The following is a 16527-nucleotide window of genomic DNA, read 5'->3' on the forward strand; positions in this document are numbered from 1 at the left end:
CTACCGCAAGCGTAACCCAATCGCAAGGATTAGTTACCCGGTAGAGATGCTTCGGCAAGCTCAGCATGACGTTCTGCTTTTGTAAGCTTTGTAGAACCGCGCTAAAACTTATCCAGCACCCGGAAAATGCCGGTCTTTTTCTGCTTGATGAAAATGTAGCGCACCGAAAACGCGGTGGGAAACCGGTTCCAGTCGGCCGAGCCGTACTCGATGGTCGGTTTGAAATCGAGCGATAATACAACGGGCAGAAAAGCAATTTTGTATTCGGCCCCGATAACGGCATCAAAACCCCAGAACGGGCCGTCGTCGCGGTGGCGGCCGAAGTGCCCGCCCGCGCCGAAATAGTAGTTCAGGCTGGGGCCCAGAATGCCAAAGTGCCGCTCGGCCAGAAGCGTGGCGCTGCGCTCGCGGGGCGCAAACATGGCGAGACCTTCCAGGGTGGTTTTGGGTAGTATCAGCTGCTGAATAGTGAGGCCGTAGCTACCCCCGCCGCTCCGGACGCCCGCGGCCGTGCGGTACTTCTGGGCGGTGGCCGGCAATGTGAGGGCAACCAATAGCAGCAGGAGGGGCCAGCAGTTGAGTAGAGGCCGGAAAGTCGGCGGAAGCAATGAAATTGGAAGCAGCAAGGGCATATAGAAAGTTGTCAGGCAGTCGGGCAAGCGGTTCTATCTCACCCTGACTGGCTGATACGCTACCAAAGCGGCAAAAATTGCCTTTGCAATCGAAAAACTGGCAACGCCTACTTATTCCACCGCGTCCACAAAGGTGAACTGCTGACCATCGAACAAGCCCTTGTCGCTCAGTTTCAGGCTCGGAATTACCAGCAGCGCCATAAAGGAGAGCGTCATAAACGGGGCGCCTAAGGGCGAGCCGAACTGCTTGGCCAGCGCATCGACGGCGGCGTAGGCGGCGGCCACAGCGGGGCCGGGCTGGTCCGACATCAGGCCGGCGACGGGCAGCGGCACCAGGATTTCCTGCCCGTCGGCACCCACGGCGGCCAGGCCACCTTTGGCCTGGATAACCAGGTTTACGGCGCGGGCCAGGCTCTCGTCGTCGCAGCCCACGGCGGTGATGTTGTGCGAGTCGTGGCCCACGCTGCTGGCCAGCGCGCCGTGCGTCAGCCCAAAGCCGCGAATGAAGGCCAGGGCCGGGGCCACCTGCGGCTGGTAGCGGTTGATAACGGCCAGTTTGAGCACGTCGTCGGCCACGTTGGATACAACCAGACCATTTTCGACGGTGGCGGGCAGGTCAACGCGGGCCGTGATGAGCTGGCCATCGAAGCACTCGATGACGCGCAGCGTGGGCTGGCCGGTGGGGGCGGTAAGCCGAAAATCGGCAGCCGCCACGGGCTGGGCGTGGAAGTTATTGACCACGGCAATGGGCGTGGCGGGGAGCAGCGACTGCCCGTTTTCAGCCACCAACTCGCCGTTGAGGTAGGTTTGCCGCACGGCGAAATCCTGCAAATCCGTCACCACGATGAAGTCGGCGGGGTCGCCTTCGGCCAGCAGGCCCACGGGCAGGCTGTAGTGCTTCACGGGGTTCACGCAGGCCACGCGCAGGACGTGGAATACGTCGTTGCCGAGGGCCACGGCGCGCTGCACCAGCTGGTTGATGTGGCCGAGAATGAGTGTGTCGGGGTGCTTGTCGTCGGAGCAGAACATCAGGTTGGCGTAGTGTTCGGGCAGCAGCTCGATGAGCGCATCGAAGTTGCGGGCGGCCGAACCCTCGCGGATGAGAATTTTCATGCCTACGGCCAGCTTATCCAGGGCCTCGGCGGCGGTGAAGCACTCGTGGTCGGTGCTGATGCCGGCGCTGGCGTAGTGGGCCGCGTCGTCGGCGCGCAGGCCGGGGGCGTGGCCATCCACGGGGCGGCCGGCGGCGTGGGCCAGGGCAATTTTGGCCATCACGTCGGTGTCGCGGTGCAGCACGCCGGGCCAGTTCATCATCTCGGCCAGGTAGCCGATTTTGGGGTTTTCAAACAGCCTGGCGATGTCGGCAACCGTGATTTCGGCCCCGGCCGTTTCAAAGGGCGTGGCCGGCACGCAGCTGGGGGCCCCGAAGCAGAACTTGAACGGCGAATGACTGGCGTTTTCCAGCATAAATTCCACGCCGGCCACGCCCAGCACATTGCCGATTTCGTGCGGGTCGCTCACCGTGGCCACCGTGCCGTGCGTCACGGCCAGGCGGGCAAACTCGGTGGGCACCAGCAGCGAGCTTTCGACGTGCACGTGGGCATCCACGAAGCCGGGCAGGGCGTAGGGCAGGGCCGCATCGGGAGCAGTGGCCCCGGTGGGCACGATACGGGCAATGCGGCCGGCCTCGACGTGGATAGTGGCCGGCTGAATGGAACGGGCAAAGACGTCGACGACGTTGGCGGTGAGCGTGAAAGAAGCAGTCATGCGGTTGAGGAAAAAGCAAAAGCCGGTAAGCGGGGCCGCAAAGAACCTTAACTTTGAGTAAAATGACCTGGCTATGAGAAAATCTTTGTCGTGGCTACTCACGCTAGCGCTCCTGCTGACCCTGGGCGGCAGCCTGCTGAGTGGCTGTGCCCGCCGCACCGCACAGCAGAAAAAAACCGCGTGGTTCAAGCACCACAGCGGCGGAAAGTCGGTGCCGTGCCCCTGCGGGCATTAACCTGGAGCCATCGGCCACGCTTATGTAACAGCGGCAGGCACAACAACTAGCGCGTTGCCCGTCGCATTCCACTTTCACCCCCGTTTAATGTCCGACACCACTCCCACGCCCCTCGATTCCATCAACATCGCTGCCGAGCAAGTACGGGAGCAACTCAAATTAAGGGCATTCGATGCTGAGGGCGTGGCGCACCTGGCCAACTTCATTCAGGCGCAGCGGGGCGTGTTGGCGGCCGCCGAGCGGCCGGGCGTGGTGATGGCACTGGGCTGCTACCTGGGGCAGTGCCTGGTGCAGGTGTACCGGGGCGAATGGGGCACCGGGCGCGACAACACGACGGGCGTGGGGCTGGCCGGCCGATTTTTTTTTAACCCCTTTCATTTGGTCGATGCGCAACTGAATGAGGGAGAAAGCGCGTCGGTAGCCGCCTTTTTTGCCTCGGTGCCGGCCCGGTTGCAGACCCCGCCCGCCGCTCGTAAGGCTTGGATTTCGTAATCTTGCGGGGCCAATGGCCGCCCGCGTCGTTATGAAACAACTCGTTATCGCCATTGATGGTTACTCTTCCTGTGGCAAAAGCACCACGGCCAAGGCCGTAGCCGCCGCCCTGCACTACGCCTACGTAGACACCGGGGCCATGTACCGCGCCGTGACGCTGCACCTGCTCGAACACCAGATTCCGTTCGACGACCTGGGCCGGGTCGAAGCCGCCCTGCACGAGCTGACCATTAGTTTCCGCCGCAACCGCCGCACGGGCCGCAACGAGGTGTTTCTGGATGGCGTGAACCGCGAGGACGACATCCGCCAGATGGTCATTTCCAACTCCGTGAGCGAGGTGTCGGTCATTGCCATGGTGCGCCACGCCATGGTGGCCCAGCAGCAGCGCATGGGCCGCAAGCGCGGCGTCGTGATGGATGGCCGCGACATCGGCACCACCGTTTTCCCCGACGCTGAAGTGAAGGTATTCATGACCGCCGATGTGGTGGTGCGCGCCGAGCGCCGCCAGATGGAGTTGGCTCTGAATGGCGAAATGGTGGTTCTCGACGACATTATTGAAAACCTGCGCAAGCGCGACCACCTCGACTCGACCCGCGCCGAAAGCCCCCTGCGCCGCGCCGCCGATGCCGTGCTGCTTGATACCACCCATTTGGTGATTGACGAGCAGGTCGATTTCGTGCTGGAGCGCGTATCGGCCGCACTCTTCGCGCCACAAGGGTAAGGGATAATACCACGAGGAACGTCATGCTTCAACTGCGCTCAGCATGACGTTCCTTTTTTGCGAAGGGCGCTGCCGCCATGGGCCGTACCTTTGCCCCGGCGAACTCCTTGCCCCCGCAGTGGTGTTAGACTCACAGCATGAAGGTTACGATTGATAAAAATTCCGGCTACTGCTTCGGCGTAGAATTCGCTATTCAGATGGCTGAGGACGAGTTGGCTCAGGGCCAGCAGCTGTATTGCCTCGGCGACATTGTGCACAACCGTATGGAAGTGGAGCGCCTGCACCAGCAGGGCCTGCGCATTATTGACCGCGAGGAGCTGGCCCTGCTGCACGACTGCAAGGTGCTCATCCGGGCCCACGGCGAGCCGCCCGAAACCTACCAGCTGGCCCTGCAAAACAACCTGGAGCTCATTGACGCCAGCTGCCCGGTGGTGCTCAAGCTGCAAAACCGCGTGAAGCACGCCTTCGACCTGAGCCAGCGCCAGGACGGCCAGATTGTGATATACGGCCAGCCCGGCCACGCCGAAGTAGCTGGCCTCACGGGCCAGACCGGCAACCGCGCCATCATCGTGATGAGCGAGGCCGACCTCGACCAGATTGACTTTGCCCGGCCCGTCACGCTCTTCAGCCAGACCACCAAAAGCACGGCCGGCTTCTACAAGATGAAGGCCCTGATGGAGGCCCGGATTCAGGCTGCCGGCGGCACGCTTGATAGCTTCGATGCCAACGACAGCATTTGCCGGCAGGTGAGCAACCGCGAGCCGGCCCTGGCCCGCTTCGCGACTGAGCACGATGTAATACTGTTCGTGAGCGGCCGCAAAAGCTCCAACGGCAAGGCCCTGTTTTCGGTGGTGAATGGCGTGAATCCGCGCAGCTACTTCATCGAAAACGAGACCGAAGTAGACGAGGCCTGGCTGGCTGGCGCAACTTCGGTGGGCATTTGCGGGGCCACCAGCACCCCGCTGTGGCTGATGCAGCAGGTGGCTGAGCGGGTAGAAGGCGTGAGCGAGCTGGCGTAAGCGCCGCCGGCCGTAAATTTGGGAATTGCCTTTCCCACTACTGATGAACGCACATCTATTATTAGCCACTTTGGTGGCGCTGGCTGCTGCCGGCCAGGCCAACGCCCAGGAATCGGGCGCGGCGGCGGTTACTCCAGCTACTTCAGTGCCGGTAGCAGTTCCTGCTCCCATCGCCGTTGATGATTCGCTGACGGCGGCCATCGGCACGAGCTACCTGGATAACAGCATCAGGGGTTTCGGCAAGGCCGAGATTCTGGGGCCGGATGGCAAGACGCACGTTGTCTGGATTCCCATCAACCTGATGGGCTTCAGTAAGTACCTGCCCTTTCATCGGCACAAGGAGGACCTGGACCGGTTCGGCCGCGAGCCGTTCAGCATTGATGTGGATAAGGTGCAGTCCATCAAGCTCAATGGCCTGTATCAGGAACACATGATACTGAAAGGCAAGCGCAAGCACCTCATTGCCACGCGCGTGGTGAATGGTCCGGTGGAGCTGTTCAACTATACCGAAATGGTGCAGAGTGGGGCTGTGATGGTCCCAGTTGGTGGCGTGGCCGGCGCTATGGTGATGGGCGGCCTCGGCGTGGGTGCCTATCCCAACCGAAGCTGGTACCTGCGCCGGCAAGGCGGCGAACTACTTAAAGTGGAGAGGGTCGAGTTTATTGCCCAAATGACTGCCTACTTCCACGATGACCCCGAACTGGTGGCGGCCCTGCGCGCAAGAAAGGTGCATTACCGCGAAATGGTGAAAGTGGTGCAGGGGTACAATGAGTACGTGACCCGCCCGGCCGGAACCCGCTAGCCTACGCTACGGCTGCAATTCCCGCTCGTACCCCCGCCGGCTTTCCTCATCGAAGGCCACGAACACCACCGTCTGGGGAAACTCATGCGCCGCCAGCCATTGCTGTACCTCGCGTACGGCAATGGCGGCGGCTTCTTTTTTTGGGTAGCCATAGATGCCGGTGCTGATGCCGGGGAAGGCCACGCTGGCCAGCTGGTGCTCGGCGGCGAGGCGCAGGCTGTTGCGGTAGCAGCTGGCTAACAGCTCGGGCTCGCCCTTGTGGCCGCCGTTCCAGACCGGGCCCACGGTGTGGATGACGTGCGCGGCCGGAAGCCGCCCGCCGGTGGTGATAACGGCCTCGCCGGTTTGGCAGCCGCCTTGGCGGGCGCGAATTTTCTGGCAGTCGGCCAAAATATCGGGGCCGCCGGCGCGGTGAATAGCGCCATCCACGCCGCCCCCCCCGAGCAGGCTGGAATTGGCGGCGTTGACAATGGCCGAGACTTGCTGGCGGGTAATGTCGCCCTGCACCAGCTGGATGCGAGTAGAAAGGGTAGGGGCCATGGATTTTGGAAGCTGAGGTAATGCGCCAGGAAAATTCGCGATTAACTGCCTACGCTTCGGCAGCGGCATTTGATGCCTGGACCGGGTTTCCCGCCGCTTCGGCAACAGAAAGTGGCGGGCCGTTTAGTAAAACCGCTATATTTAATCAGTCATTTCAACCAGCCTTCTGCAACCTCAATCCCCAAGCGCATGGAAACCTCAAACCGCAACCCCGAACTGTGGCAGAAAGCCAAAGCCCGCACCAAATTCCAGGCGCACCTGGTGACGTACGTGCTGGTGAACTGCGGCCTCTGGGTGATTTGGTCCCTGACCGACCGGCACCACGACGGCGGCCTGCCCTGGCCCATCTGGTCGACCATATTCTGGGGCATTGGCGTGGTGATGAGCGGGCTGGGAGCCTACGGCGATTTTGGCCGGTCGCAGCGCACCCAGCGCGAATACGAGCGGCTGGTGCGCGAGCAGGCCCCGGACCCGCTGAACCGCTACCGGTAGGCGGGGTGCAACCTTCGGCGGCGGCCGGCAGTTTGTGCGGGTATGATGAACAACCTCTCGCACCTGCTGGCCCCGCTGCTGGCCGCGCCCCTGCTGATGGCCGCCGGCCCGGCTCCGGTGAAGAAGGAAACGCCGGCCGCCACGCCTGCCGCTACTACGGCCGAAGCCAACCTGGCCAAAATCAAGCTGCCCGCCGGGTTCCGCATCAGCTACTTTGCCCGGAACGTGCCCGGCGCGCGCGAGCTGGCCGTGGGCCCCGACGGCACCGTGTACGTGGGCACCAACGCCCAGGGTACCAAGGGCAAAGTCTATGCCCTGCCCGACAAAAACCGCGACGGCAAGGCCGACGCCGTGCTCACCATTGCCACGGGTATGAACGCGCCCAACGGCGTAGCCGTGCGCCAGGGCAGCCTCTACGTGGCCGAAATTAACCGTATTACCCGCCTCGACAACATCGCGGCCAACCTGAAAACCCCGCCCAGGCCGGTGGTGGTCTACGATAAGCTGCCCGACAACGCCTGGCATGGCTACCGCTACATCGCCTTCGGCCCCGATGGCCTGCTCTACGTGCCGGTGGGTGCCCCCTGCAATTCCTGTGAGCCCGAACAGCCCATTTTCGGTACTATCAACCGGATGAAGGCGGACGGTACGGGCTTCCAGAACATTGCTACGGGGGTGCGCAATACGGTGGGTTTCGACTGGCACCCGAAAACCAAAGAGCTGTGGTTTACCGACAACGGCCGCGACATGCTGGGCGACAACCTACCCGCCGATGAGCTGAACCGCCTGGCCAAGCCCGGCCAGCACTTCGGCTTTCCGTATTTCTTCGCCGGCGATGTGGCCGACCCCGAGTTGAGCGCCGGCAAAACCGCCGACATGTACACCAGGCCCGCCCAAAAGCTGGGCGCCCACGTAGCCGCGCTGGGCATGAAGTTTTACACCGGCAGCAAATTCCCGGCCCAGTACCGCAGCCAGATTTTCATCCCCGAGCACGGCTCCTGGAACCGCAGCAAAAAGAGCGGCTATAAGATTTCAATGGTGAAGCTGGATGCCGCCGGCAAAGCCGCCACCGGCTATCAAACCTTCGCCGAAGGCTGGCTGCAGGGCCAGGAAAGCTGGGGCCGCCCGGTGTGTCTGCTGGTGCTGGCCGATGGCTCCATGCTGGTGAGCGACGACCAGGGCGGGGCGGTGTTCCGGATTTCTTACGGCCGGTAGGGGAAATTTTTGAGCTAAATAGCGAGAAAGCAGACCGTCATGCTGAGCGCAGCCGAAGCATCTCGCGTGCAGAAGTAAACCCAATAGTCAGGATTACTATCACACGCGAGATGCTTCGGCTGCGCTCAGTATGACGTTCTTAATTTGATGCCTACCTCCTTCCCTTCTATATTCACCCTATGAAACGCCCCCTCAAGCGCCTGCTGGGCCGCCGCGAACTGGTCGACTTCCCCGCCTTTGCACTGGGCGGGGTCGAAGCCAAAGTCGACACGGGGGCCTACACCAGCGCCATCCACTGCACCGATATTCACGTTGAAGCGGCGGGCCGGCCCCGGCCCGTGCTCACGGTGCGCCTGCTCGACCCCGGCCACGCCGACGCGGATGGCCGGCCGCTGACATTCACCGAGTTTGCCCTGCGCGACATCCGCTCGTCGAACGGCGAAGTGCAGGAGCGGTACGTCATTCGGGCGGTGGTGCGGCTTTACGGGGAAGATTTTGAGGCCGACTTTTCACTATCCGACCGCTCCGATATGAAATACCCGGTGTTGCTGGGCCGCAGCCTGTTGCGGCAGGGCCGCTTCGTGGTCGACGTGGCCAAACGCAACCTTTCCTACAAGTCGCTGGCCCCGGCAGCCGCCCGCCGCGCCCGGCCCTGATTAGTTTTGTAGGGCGATGAGCTGCTAAACCAGCTGGTCGGTGACCGAAGAATGATGCATTAATAGACCGTTTTTTCGTCTCCGGCAGCTCGCCAACGTACTACCCCTCCGCGCTTCCTCCTTTCACCACCCACCAATTCACCACCCAGATGAAACTGGCAATTCTCTCGCGTGAGCCGAAATCCTACTCCACCCAACGGCTGGTGGCGGCGGCCGAGCTCCAAGGGCACGAAGCCGTGGTCATCGACCATTTGCAGTGCAATCTGGTGCTGGAAAAGGGGCACCCGGGCATCATCTACCGGGGCGAGCCGCTGGTCGGGTTTGATGCCATTATTCCGCGCATCGGGGCCTCGGTCACGTTCTACGGCACGGCCGTGGTGCGGCAGTTCGAGATGATGAAAGTGCGCACTGCCGTGGACAGCCAGGCCATTGTGCGCTCGCGCGACAAGCTGCGCTCGATGCAGATTCTGAGCCGCGCCGGCGTGGGCATGCCCAAAACCGCCTTCACCAACAACTCCGCCGACGTGCCCGCCATGATTAGTCAGGTGGGCGGCGCGCCGGTCATCATCAAGCTGCTGGAAGGCACGCAGGGCCTGGGCGTGGTGCTGGCCGAGTCGGTGAAAGCCGCGCAATCGGTGATTGAGGCCTTTCACAACCTCAAGGCGCGCATCATCGTGCAGGAGTTCATCGCCGAAAGCAAGGGGGCCGACCTGCGCGCCTTCGTGGTGGATGGCGAAGTGGTAGGGGCCATGAAGCGCCAGGGCAAGGAGGGCGAGTTCCGCTCGAACCTGCACCGCGGCGGCGTGGGCACGCTCGTCAAGCTCACCCGCGCCGAAAAGGCCGCCGCCCTGCTGGCCACCAAAGCCCTGGGCCTGGGCATTGCCGGCGTCGACATGCTGCAAAGCAAGCGCGGCCCGCTGGTGCTCGAAGTAAACTCGTCGCCCGGCCTGGAGGGCATCGAAAAAGCCACTCAGCAGGACATCGCCGGCCGTATCATCGAATACACGACCAACCTGGCTGCTCGCCGGAAGCCCAAGCCTAAAACCAAAAAAGAGACCGAACGAGCCGTGGATGCCCAGTCGGACGTGCCCACCGGCAAGTAGCACGGATAACTCCCCTCCTTGGATAAGGAGGGGATGTTCGAGCCAACGGCTCGGACGGGGGTGGTTGGATTCGTTGAACGATACCCGAACGATGGTTACTGCGCCGTTTGCTAAGTCGTCCGGGTGTAGTTCAACGCCCACAACCACCCCCGTTTCAGCTTCGCTGAAACATCCCCTCCTTGGTAAGGAGGGGAGTTTATCGTTCTTCCTCATTTACCATGCCTTACACCGCCGCCCCGTTCCACCTCAACGGCCTCACCATTCAGCCGGGCGAGCGGGTGCTCACGCGGCTCGTGATTTCGAAGCTGCCCTCGGGCACCGTGATTGACGTGCCGGTGCACGTGCTGCGCGCCACCGAGCCCGGCCCCACGCTGCTGCTGATGGGCGGCATGCACGGCGACGAGGTGAACGGCATCGAAACCATTCGGCGGCTGGTGCGGCGCGACATGCTGACGCCGCTGCGGGGCAGCATCATCGCCATTCCCATTCTCAACATCTATGGGTTTCTGAATTTCAGCCGCGACGTACCCGACGGTAAGGACGTGAACCGCTCGTTTCCGGGGTTTCCGCGCGGGTCGTTGGCCGGGCGGGTGGCCCACCGATTTATGCGCGAAATCATGCCCCTGATTGACTACGGCATTGATTTTCATACCGGCGGGGCGCAGCGGGCCAACTTCCCGCAGGTGCGCTGCCTGCTGGGCGTCGACCCGGAGGTAGACGCGATGGCGGCGGCTTTCGCGGCTCCGTTTACGCTGCACGCGGGGCTGCGGCCCGGCTCCTTGCGCGAGGCGGCGCAGGAGCTGGGCAAGCGCATTATTGTGTATGAAACTGGCGAAAGCCTGCGACTGGACGAGCCCGGTATTGAGGAGGCGCTGGCGGGCACGCTGCGGGTGATGCACCACCTGGGCATTGGGCCGGCTGCGCCGCCGCCGGCCCGGCCGGGCATCATTTGTCGGCGGCATACCTGGCTGCGGGCGCGGTTTGCGGGGCTGTTTCGGGCCCACGTCGAGAACGGTCAGTTTATCGAAAAGGGCCAGATTTATGGCTCCGTGGCCGACCCGTACGGGCAGCAGGCCGTGCGGCTGGAGTCGCCGGTGAGCGGCTACGTTATCGGCCTGAACTACATGCCCGTGGTGAACCAGGGCGATGCGCTGCTGCACATTGCCGTGCCGGAATAGGTTTTTTGTGCTTAATGGGGAATGAAGAATGAGCGACGCACGCTGGCCGCAGTTTAGCGCGCCGCACGTAACTGCGCGCCATTACGTAAGGTGAGTCTCTGACTCACGGGGGCGCAGCCACCATTTACGCCTGCTTCGTTCCCGCTTAATGGGTGGAAATTGCCGCTTTGTGGTAGCGAGTTACAAACTTGCGTTATGGAGTAGCCTGCAGTCATGCGCTGCGCGCTAAACTTCGGCCAGCTTGGTTCTGGCCTCCGAATGCAGGGCAAAAGCATCAAATGCGTAGTTAGCAAATTTTTATTGGTAAAATGTTGATTAAATGTAGGTTGAACTGAATTTTGGTAAAAGTCAGGCCGACGCACCGACACAAATAATATTCGGGCAAAAGCGCCTTCAGATACTGGAGTCGATGCTTCGGCTTTTTGACTCAACAGTCAAAAAAGCTAACTGTGCATTTGGTGCTTTTGCCCTGCCTCCGAATGGGCAGCACCGCGCTAGCTGGGGCCGGCGGTTTACTTTTACGAATTATTCACTTGCTGTTTCCATGAAAAACCCTCTTCAGTTAACCATTAACATTGTGTTGGCGCTGGCCGTGGCCGGGCTGTATTTCCTGCATTTCAACCACAAAGTGGCCGCCCCGGCCATTGCCACCGACAAATCCGTGGCCGTGCTGGCCTCGCCGGACCTGAACACGGCCACCGACACGGCCGCCATGGCCGTTGCCGAAACCGAAACCACCGAGCCCGCCACCACGACTACTGTTGCCGCCCCCGCCACCAGCGGCAGCTTCGATGGCAAGATTGCCTACGTGGAATCGGGCAAGATGCTCGACGGCTACCAGGGCATGAAAGACGCCCGCAAAGCCTTCGAGAGCAAAGCCCGCGGCTGGGAGAAGCAGAACCAGAACATGCTGGCCAGCTTCAAAGCGGCCGTGGAGGCCTACCAGAAGCAGGCCCCAACCCTGACCGACCAGCAGCGCGCCGCCACCGAGCAGAAGCTCCAGGCCCAACAACAGGAGGTGGCTCAGCGGCAGCAGCAGCTCCAGGGCCAGGCCCAGGAGGAGGAGGCTAAGCTGACCCAGAGCGTGCTCAGCAGCGTGAACAAGAAGGTGGAGGCCTACGGCAAAGCCCGCGGCTACAAGCTGATTCTGATTGCCGCCCCCAGCGGCACCATCGCCTACGGCGAGAAGAATCTGGACATCACCACGCCCGTGCTGGCTTACCTGAATGCGGAGTACCGCAGGAAGTAAATCCTGCCTGGTTTATGTGATAGACGGTCACAGTAGAGCGTCAAAGCAGAGCGTCAAAGCAGAACGTCATGCTGAGCGAAGTCGAAGCAGCTCTACCGCGCCGCCTGTCATGCTGAGCAGAGCGAAGCATCCTATCACCGCTGAACAATTCGTCCAAGCGTGAGAAGGTCCTTCGCTGCGCTCAGGATGACAGGTGGCGCGGTAGAGCTGCTTCGACTTCGCTCAGCATGACGTTCTTTTTTTTCGTTCTCATACAACCTTGAGCCCCCAAATTGCCTCTCCAATAAAAACTGCCCTTCTGCCGTTGGGGGCATATCCTTTCCACACCTTTTTATACTGCATGAAAACACTTTTCCGCACGGCCGCGCTTAGCAGCGTGGTGCTGCTGAGTGCCGCTACCGCCCAGGCACAACAAACTAACCGGTTCACCATCAGCGGGTACGTGCGCGATGGGGCCACCGGCGAAAGCCTGCCCGGCGTGGCCGTGGTGCATCCGGCCAGCGGCCAGGGCACCACCACCAATACCTACGGCTTCTACTCGCTCACGCTGGCCCCGAGCACCGATTCGGTGAAAATCCTGGTGTCGGCGCTGGGCTATGAGCGTCAGCGACTGGCCCAGCCGGCCGGCCGCAGCTTCACCCGCGATTTCCGCCTGAAAGCTTCCTCGGCTGAGCTGGCGGGCGTGGAAGTGGTGGGCAGCCGGGAGGAGAAAATTACCGAAAGCACGCGCATGGGCACCATCAACGTGCCGGTGGCCCAGATTAAATTGCTACCCGCGCTCTTTGGCGAAACCGACGTGCTGAAGGTGCTCCAACTGCTGCCCGGCGTGCAGGGCGGGGGCGAGGGCAGCAGCGGCCTGTACGTGCGCGGCGGCTCGCCCGACCAGAACCTGATTCTGCTCGATGGCACGCCGGTGTACAACGCCTCGCACCTGTTCGGCTTTTTCTCGGTGTTCAATGCCGATGCCATCAAGAACGTGGAGCTGATTAAGGGGGGATTTCCGGCGCGGTACGGCGGGCGGCTGTCGTCGGTGGTCGATATCAGCATGAAGGAAGGCAACATGCAGAAGCTGCACGGCGAGGGCGCCATCGGCATTATTGCCTCGCGGCTGACGCTGGAGGGCCCGATTAAGAAGGATACGGCCTCGTTCATCTTTTCGGCCCGCCGCACCTACATCGATATTCTGGCCCGGCCGCTCATCAAGGCCAATGCCGATGGGCTGGTGGCCGGCTACTATTTCTACGACCTCAACGGCAAGCTGAATTGGAAAGTAGGGGCCCGCGACCGCCTCTACCTGAGCGGCTACAACGGCTATGACGAGTTTTACGCCAACGACGAAACCACGAAAGGCGACGAATACTTCAAGCAGAAAAGCTCCCTGGGCTGGGGCAACCGCACGGCCGCCCTGCGCTGGAACCACATCGTGAACGACCGGCTGTTCATGAACACCCACTTCACCTACACGCGCTACCAGTTCGACGTGGGTATTGCGCAGGACGACCGGTTCCGGGAAAACGGCCAGCTGCGCAACGAGAAGTTTTCGCTGAACTACCTGTCCAATATTCAGGATTTGAGCGTGAAGTCGGACTTCGACTACGTGCCCAACCCCAACCACTACATCCGCTTCGGCGGGCAGTACATCCGGCACCTGTTTCGGCCCGGCGCGCTGCAAACCGATGGCAGCTCCGACCCCACGCAGAACCGGGCCACCGGCCGCCGCATCGCGGCCGACGAAGCCAGCGTGTACGCCGAAGACGACATGAAGGTAACCGACCGCCTGAAGGTGAACGTGGGCCTGCGCGTGAACAACTTTCTGGTCGACAAGAAGCTGTACCCGAGTATCGAGCCGCGCCTGGCCGCCCGCTTCCTGCTCACCGAAGAATGGGCCCTGAAAGCCGCCTACGCCCGCACCACGCAGTACGTGCACCTGCTCACCAACAGCGGTATTGGCCTGCCCACCGACCTGTGGGTGCCCGCCACGGCCAAAATCAAGCCCCAGACGGCGCAGCAGTTCAGCCTGGGCGCGGCCCGCAACCTGCGCTTCCACGACGAGGATTTTGAGCTGAGCGTGGAAACCTACTACAAGCCCATGAACAACCTGATTGAGTTCAAGGAAGGGGCCGATTTCGTGGGGACTTCCGACGATGGCTACGAGAACAAAATCACCAGCGGGCAGGGCTGGGCCTACGGGGCCGAGCTGTTTTTGCAGAAGAAAACCGGCAAAACCACCGGCTGGATTGGCTACACGCTCTCGTGGAGCAACCGCCGCTTTGCCGAGCTGAACCAAGGCCTGCTCTATCCCTACAAGTACGACCGCCGGCACGATTTCAAGCTGGTGGTTATTCACGAGTTCAGCCCGAAGCTCACGCTTTCGGGCACGTTCGTGTATGGCACCGGGCAGGCCGTGACGCTCTCGCAGGGCCGCTACGCGCTGGGACCCTACGACACGTTTGAGGACTACGGCACCCGCAACAGCTACCGCATGGCCGCCTACCACCGCATGGACCTCGACCTGAGCCACACCAAGAAGAAGCGCTGGGGCGAAGTCGTGAACAGCTTCAGCGTCTACAACGCCTACAACCGCCGGAACCCATATTTCATCTATCTGGGCCGCGCGGCGGGCAGCAACGACCTGAGTTACCAGCAGGTGTCGCTGTTTCCCATCCTGCCATCGTTCAGCAAAACGTTCCGGTTTTAAAAGCACTTGTACCGCGAAATTTCATTTCGCCCCCGCGCCATTTGCCTGAAAGCACTTGTACCGCGAAATTTCATTTCGCCCCCGCGCCATTTGCCTGAAAGCACTTGTACCGCGAAATTTCATTTCGCCCCCGTGCCATTTGCCTCTCGTTCGGGTGTCGGGCGGGGGCGAAATGGAATTTCGCGGTACAAGTGCTGGCGGCCCTCCTCCTTGTCTCTCTAATACCATGAAAACCCATTTTCTCCCCCTCGCCGTACTCCTCGCGGCTCTGGCCCTGGTCGGCTGCGAAACCACCGTGAACCTGCCCGAGCCGCCGCACACGCCCCGCGTGGCGCTGCGCTACACGCTCACCACCAACCCGCAGGACTCCTCGTTTCAGGAGCTCTACGTCCAGCGGCAGCTCTACATCAGCAACAGCCAGCGCGTGTTCGATACCCGTGAGCTATTGGGCCGCCCCGATGCCACCGTGGAGCTGCGCGATGCCGCCGGCGCCGTGGTGGAGCGCTACCGGCCCACGCTCATCAACAACAGCGGCTTCACGACGCTGCCCGGCTTCTACCGGCCGGTGCTGGGCTTCCGGCCCCAGGTGGGCCAGCGCTACACGTTGCGCGCCAGCCTGCCCGGCCTCGAAACCGCCGAAAGCACCCTCACCATGCCCACGCCGGCCGCGGTGGTGAGCGGCAGCTACGTCGACCGCACCGCAGCAGTCCCCAATTCCAATGTATTTAAGGGCCGCCTGAACCTGGTGATTCAGGATGACCCGAACGCGGCCAACTACTACCTGGCCTTCGCCCGCGTGCTCGACCAGCAGGGCCAACCCGGGCCATGGTCGTCGGTGGATGTGGACTACGACAGCCAGAGCAGCAGCGTGAGCATCGGGCAGTTCCAGCTGTCGAGCCCGCAGCAGCAGTACAGCATCTACCCCTTCGCCGATACCGACTTGAACGGCCAGCGCATCTCCCTCAGCACCGATGTGCGCTTCTACCGCAACTGTTTCCAGGGCCCTTGCCCGCTGCCCGGCTACCTCGAAGTACACGTGAGCAGCATCACGCCCGAAGCCTACAATTTCTACCTCTCGCGCCGCCGCTACTACGACAGCGACGGCAACCCCTTTGCCGAGCCCGCTCCGCTGGCCTCCAACGTGCGCTCCGGCTACGGCCTGTTTGGCGGGGCCACCGATGTCACCTACCGCATCCGGATTTTCTAGCTGCCCGCTTAAACCCGGCCCAGGGTTTGGCGTCTTAGCAGGGTAGTTGTCCTCCACCATCAATTAACCAAAACGCTCCGGCGCGAATGCTTATGCGGACTAAATCACTGTTTCTGACCCTGGGCCTGTTGTTTATTCTGATGGGTACCCAGGCGGCTTCAGCCCAGGTTTCGGTGCGTATCGGTGGTGGTCGGCACTATGCCCCACGCCTCGTGTACTACGCTCCGCGCCCCGTGTACTACGCTCCGCGCCCCGTGTACTACGCGCCCCGGCCCAGCTACGGCTACCGTGGTCATGGCCGCCGCTGGTAGACTTCCAATAACCGGAATCAAAAGCCTCGCCGTTCACCGGCTTGTCCTTAACCAAATTTGGGGTCTTGGCCCGGTCTGACCGCCCTAGGTGTATGGTCCCGGAGTATGGTGGGTCGGTTCTCGAATAAAGCTACTAGGATTTTTCCGCCATTCCGCACAAACAAATTCGTAGGGTGTCAATCCCTTGAGCCGTTTGAGGCGTTTGGCAAA

The 16527-nt window shown here is 61.9% G+C and carries 17 protein-coding genes and 1 pseudogene; 14 read left to right on the forward strand and 4 right to left on the reverse strand.

The window, feature by feature from the left end; translation table 11 throughout:
• Positions 1-101 precede the first annotated feature (101 nt).
• Together ABD819_RS14740 and ade are read right to left on the reverse strand one after the other, a co-directional pair.
• Complete coding sequence (locus tag ABD819_RS14740) at positions 102-608, reverse strand: hypothetical protein (protein WP_345125557.1); 507 nt, start codon at positions 606-608, stop codon at positions 102-104.
• 135 nt (positions 609-743) lie between these two features.
• Positions 744-2399 carry an adenine deaminase gene (ade, locus tag ABD819_RS14745; protein ID WP_345125558.1) on the reverse strand — a complete coding sequence of 552 codons (1656 nt, stop codon included), beginning with the start codon at positions 2397-2399 and terminating at the stop codon, positions 744-746.
• Between the two features lie 73 nt (positions 2400-2472).
• Between ade and ABD819_RS14750 the strand changes: the two genes are divergently transcribed.
• The 5 genes from ABD819_RS14750 to ABD819_RS14770 all read left to right on the forward strand — a co-directional run bounded on the left by ABD819_RS14750 (position 2473) and on the right by ABD819_RS14770 (position 5668).
• A complete protein-coding gene (locus ABD819_RS14750) occupies positions 2473-2634 on the forward strand; it encodes a hypothetical protein (protein ID WP_345125559.1) in 162 nt (53 codons plus the stop codon).
• Between the two features lie 87 nt (positions 2635-2721).
• Positions 2722-3126, forward strand: coding sequence for a hypothetical protein (locus tag ABD819_RS14755; RefSeq protein ID WP_345125561.1), 405 nt, complete (start codon positions 2722-2724; stop codon positions 3124-3126).
• 31 nt (positions 3127-3157) lie between these two features.
• Positions 3158-3847 carry a (d)CMP kinase gene (gene cmk / locus ABD819_RS14760; protein ID WP_345125563.1) on the forward strand — a complete coding sequence of 230 codons (690 nt, stop codon included), beginning with the start codon at positions 3158-3160 and terminating at the stop codon, positions 3845-3847.
• 137 nt (positions 3848-3984) lie between these two features.
• Complete coding sequence (locus ABD819_RS14765; protein ID WP_345125564.1) at positions 3985-4866, forward strand: 4-hydroxy-3-methylbut-2-enyl diphosphate reductase; 882 nt, start codon at positions 3985-3987, stop codon at positions 4864-4866.
• A gap of 43 nt (positions 4867-4909) precedes the next feature.
• Positions 4910-5668: a hypothetical protein gene (locus ABD819_RS14770; protein WP_345125566.1), complete on the forward strand. Its 759-nt coding sequence runs from the start codon at positions 4910-4912 to the stop codon at positions 5666-5668.
• A gap of 6 nt (positions 5669-5674) precedes the next feature.
• Here ABD819_RS14770 and ABD819_RS14775 read toward each other — a convergent pair whose 3' ends face one another.
• Positions 5675-6208 carry an O-acetyl-ADP-ribose deacetylase gene (locus ABD819_RS14775; RefSeq protein ID WP_345125567.1) on the reverse strand — a complete coding sequence of 178 codons (534 nt, stop codon included), beginning with the start codon at positions 6206-6208 and terminating at the stop codon, positions 5675-5677.
• 189 nt (positions 6209-6397) lie between these two features.
• Between ABD819_RS14775 and ABD819_RS14780 the strand changes: the two genes are divergently transcribed.
• From ABD819_RS14780 to ABD819_RS14820, 9 genes are all read left to right on the forward strand, one after another.
• A complete protein-coding gene (locus tag ABD819_RS14780; protein ID WP_345125569.1) occupies positions 6398-6700 on the forward strand; it encodes a 2TM domain-containing protein in 303 nt (100 codons plus the stop codon).
• A 42-nt stretch (positions 6701-6742) separates the two neighbouring features.
• Positions 6743-7915: a PQQ-dependent sugar dehydrogenase gene (locus ABD819_RS14785; protein WP_345125571.1), complete on the forward strand. Its 1173-nt coding sequence runs from the start codon at positions 6743-6745 to the stop codon at positions 7913-7915.
• Between the two features lie 179 nt (positions 7916-8094).
• Positions 8095-8571 (forward strand): ATP-dependent zinc protease family protein, encoded by a 477-nt coding sequence (locus ABD819_RS14790; RefSeq protein ID WP_345125573.1) that lies wholly within the window; start codon positions 8095-8097, stop codon positions 8569-8571.
• 149 nt (positions 8572-8720) lie between these two features.
• On the forward strand, positions 8721-9674 hold the full coding sequence (gene rimK / locus ABD819_RS14795; RefSeq protein WP_345125574.1) for a 30S ribosomal protein S6--L-glutamate ligase: 954 nt from the start codon (positions 8721-8723) through the stop codon (positions 9672-9674).
• A gap of 218 nt (positions 9675-9892) precedes the next feature.
• Complete coding sequence (locus tag ABD819_RS14800) at positions 9893-10852, forward strand: succinylglutamate desuccinylase/aspartoacylase family protein (protein WP_345125575.1); 960 nt, start codon at positions 9893-9895, stop codon at positions 10850-10852.
• A 544-nt stretch (positions 10853-11396) separates the two neighbouring features.
• Positions 11397-12101 carry an OmpH/Skp family outer membrane protein gene (locus ABD819_RS14805; RefSeq protein WP_345125577.1) on the forward strand — a complete coding sequence of 235 codons (705 nt, stop codon included), beginning with the start codon at positions 11397-11399 and terminating at the stop codon, positions 12099-12101.
• A 340-nt stretch (positions 12102-12441) separates the two neighbouring features.
• Positions 12442-14799, forward strand: a complete 2358-nt coding sequence (locus ABD819_RS14810) for a TonB-dependent receptor (RefSeq protein ID WP_345125579.1) — start codon at positions 12442-12444, stop codon at positions 14797-14799.
• Between the two features lie 226 nt (positions 14800-15025).
• The gene (locus ABD819_RS14815; RefSeq protein WP_345125580.1) at positions 15026-16006 is read left to right on the forward strand and encodes a DUF4249 domain-containing protein; all 981 of its coding nucleotides are present in this window, start codon (positions 15026-15028) and stop codon (positions 16004-16006) included.
• Between the two features lie 92 nt (positions 16007-16098).
• The gene (locus ABD819_RS14820) at positions 16099-16317 is read left to right on the forward strand and encodes a hypothetical protein (RefSeq protein ID WP_345125581.1); all 219 of its coding nucleotides are present in this window, start codon (positions 16099-16101) and stop codon (positions 16315-16317) included.
• Positions 16318-16401: 84 nt separating this feature from the next.
• Here ABD819_RS14820 and ABD819_RS14825 read toward each other — a convergent pair.
• Positions 16402-16527, reverse strand: a pseudogene (locus ABD819_RS14825) (IS481 family transposase); the annotation flags it as partial.

The organism is Hymenobacter antarcticus, assembly GCF_039539545.1.
GTDB lineage: Bacteria > Bacteroidota > Bacteroidia > Cytophagales > Hymenobacteraceae > Hymenobacter > Hymenobacter antarcticus.

Excerpts from the sequence above, each read along its gene's own strand:
- cmk (WP_345125563.1), top strand. The coding sequence starts at position 3,158 with ATGAAACAACTCGTTATCGCCATTGATGGTTACTCTTCCTGTGGCAAA.
- ABD819_RS14790 (WP_345125573.1), top strand. The coding sequence starts at position 8,095 with ATGAAACGCCCCCTCAAGCGCCTGCTGGGCCGCCGCGAACTGGTCGAC.
- ABD819_RS14780 (WP_345125569.1), top strand. The coding sequence starts at position 6,398 with ATGGAAACCTCAAACCGCAACCCCGAACTGTGGCAGAAAGCCAAAGCC.
- ABD819_RS14785 (WP_345125571.1), top strand. The coding sequence starts at position 6,743 with ATGATGAACAACCTCTCGCACCTGCTGGCCCCGCTGCTGGCCGCGCCC.
- ABD819_RS14820 (WP_345125581.1), top strand. The coding sequence starts at position 16,099 with ATGCGGACTAAATCACTGTTTCTGACCCTGGGCCTGTTGTTTATTCTG.
- ABD819_RS14815 (WP_345125580.1), top strand. The coding sequence starts at position 15,026 with ATGAAAACCCATTTTCTCCCCCTCGCCGTACTCCTCGCGGCTCTGGCC.
- rimK (WP_345125574.1), top strand. The coding sequence starts at position 8,721 with ATGAAACTGGCAATTCTCTCGCGTGAGCCGAAATCCTACTCCACCCAA.
- ABD819_RS14750 (WP_345125559.1), top strand. The coding sequence starts at position 2,473 with ATGAGAAAATCTTTGTCGTGGCTACTCACGCTAGCGCTCCTGCTGACC.
- ABD819_RS14805 (WP_345125577.1), top strand. The coding sequence starts at position 11,397 with ATGAAAAACCCTCTTCAGTTAACCATTAACATTGTGTTGGCGCTGGCC.
- ABD819_RS14770 (WP_345125566.1), top strand. The coding sequence starts at position 4,910 with ATGAACGCACATCTATTATTAGCCACTTTGGTGGCGCTGGCTGCTGCC.
- ABD819_RS14775 (WP_345125567.1), bottom strand. The coding sequence starts at position 6,208 with ATGGCCCCTACCCTTTCTACTCGCATCCAGCTGGTGCAGGGCGACATT.
- ABD819_RS14800 (WP_345125575.1), top strand. The coding sequence starts at position 9,893 with ATGCCTTACACCGCCGCCCCGTTCCACCTCAACGGCCTCACCATTCAG.
- ABD819_RS14755 (WP_345125561.1), top strand. The coding sequence starts at position 2,722 with ATGTCCGACACCACTCCCACGCCCCTCGATTCCATCAACATCGCTGCC.
- ABD819_RS14765 (WP_345125564.1), top strand. The coding sequence starts at position 3,985 with ATGAAGGTTACGATTGATAAAAATTCCGGCTACTGCTTCGGCGTAGAA.
- ABD819_RS14810 (WP_345125579.1), top strand. The coding sequence starts at position 12,442 with ATGAAAACACTTTTCCGCACGGCCGCGCTTAGCAGCGTGGTGCTGCTG.
- ade (WP_345125558.1), bottom strand. The coding sequence starts at position 2,399 with ATGACTGCTTCTTTCACGCTCACCGCCAACGTCGTCGACGTCTTTGCC.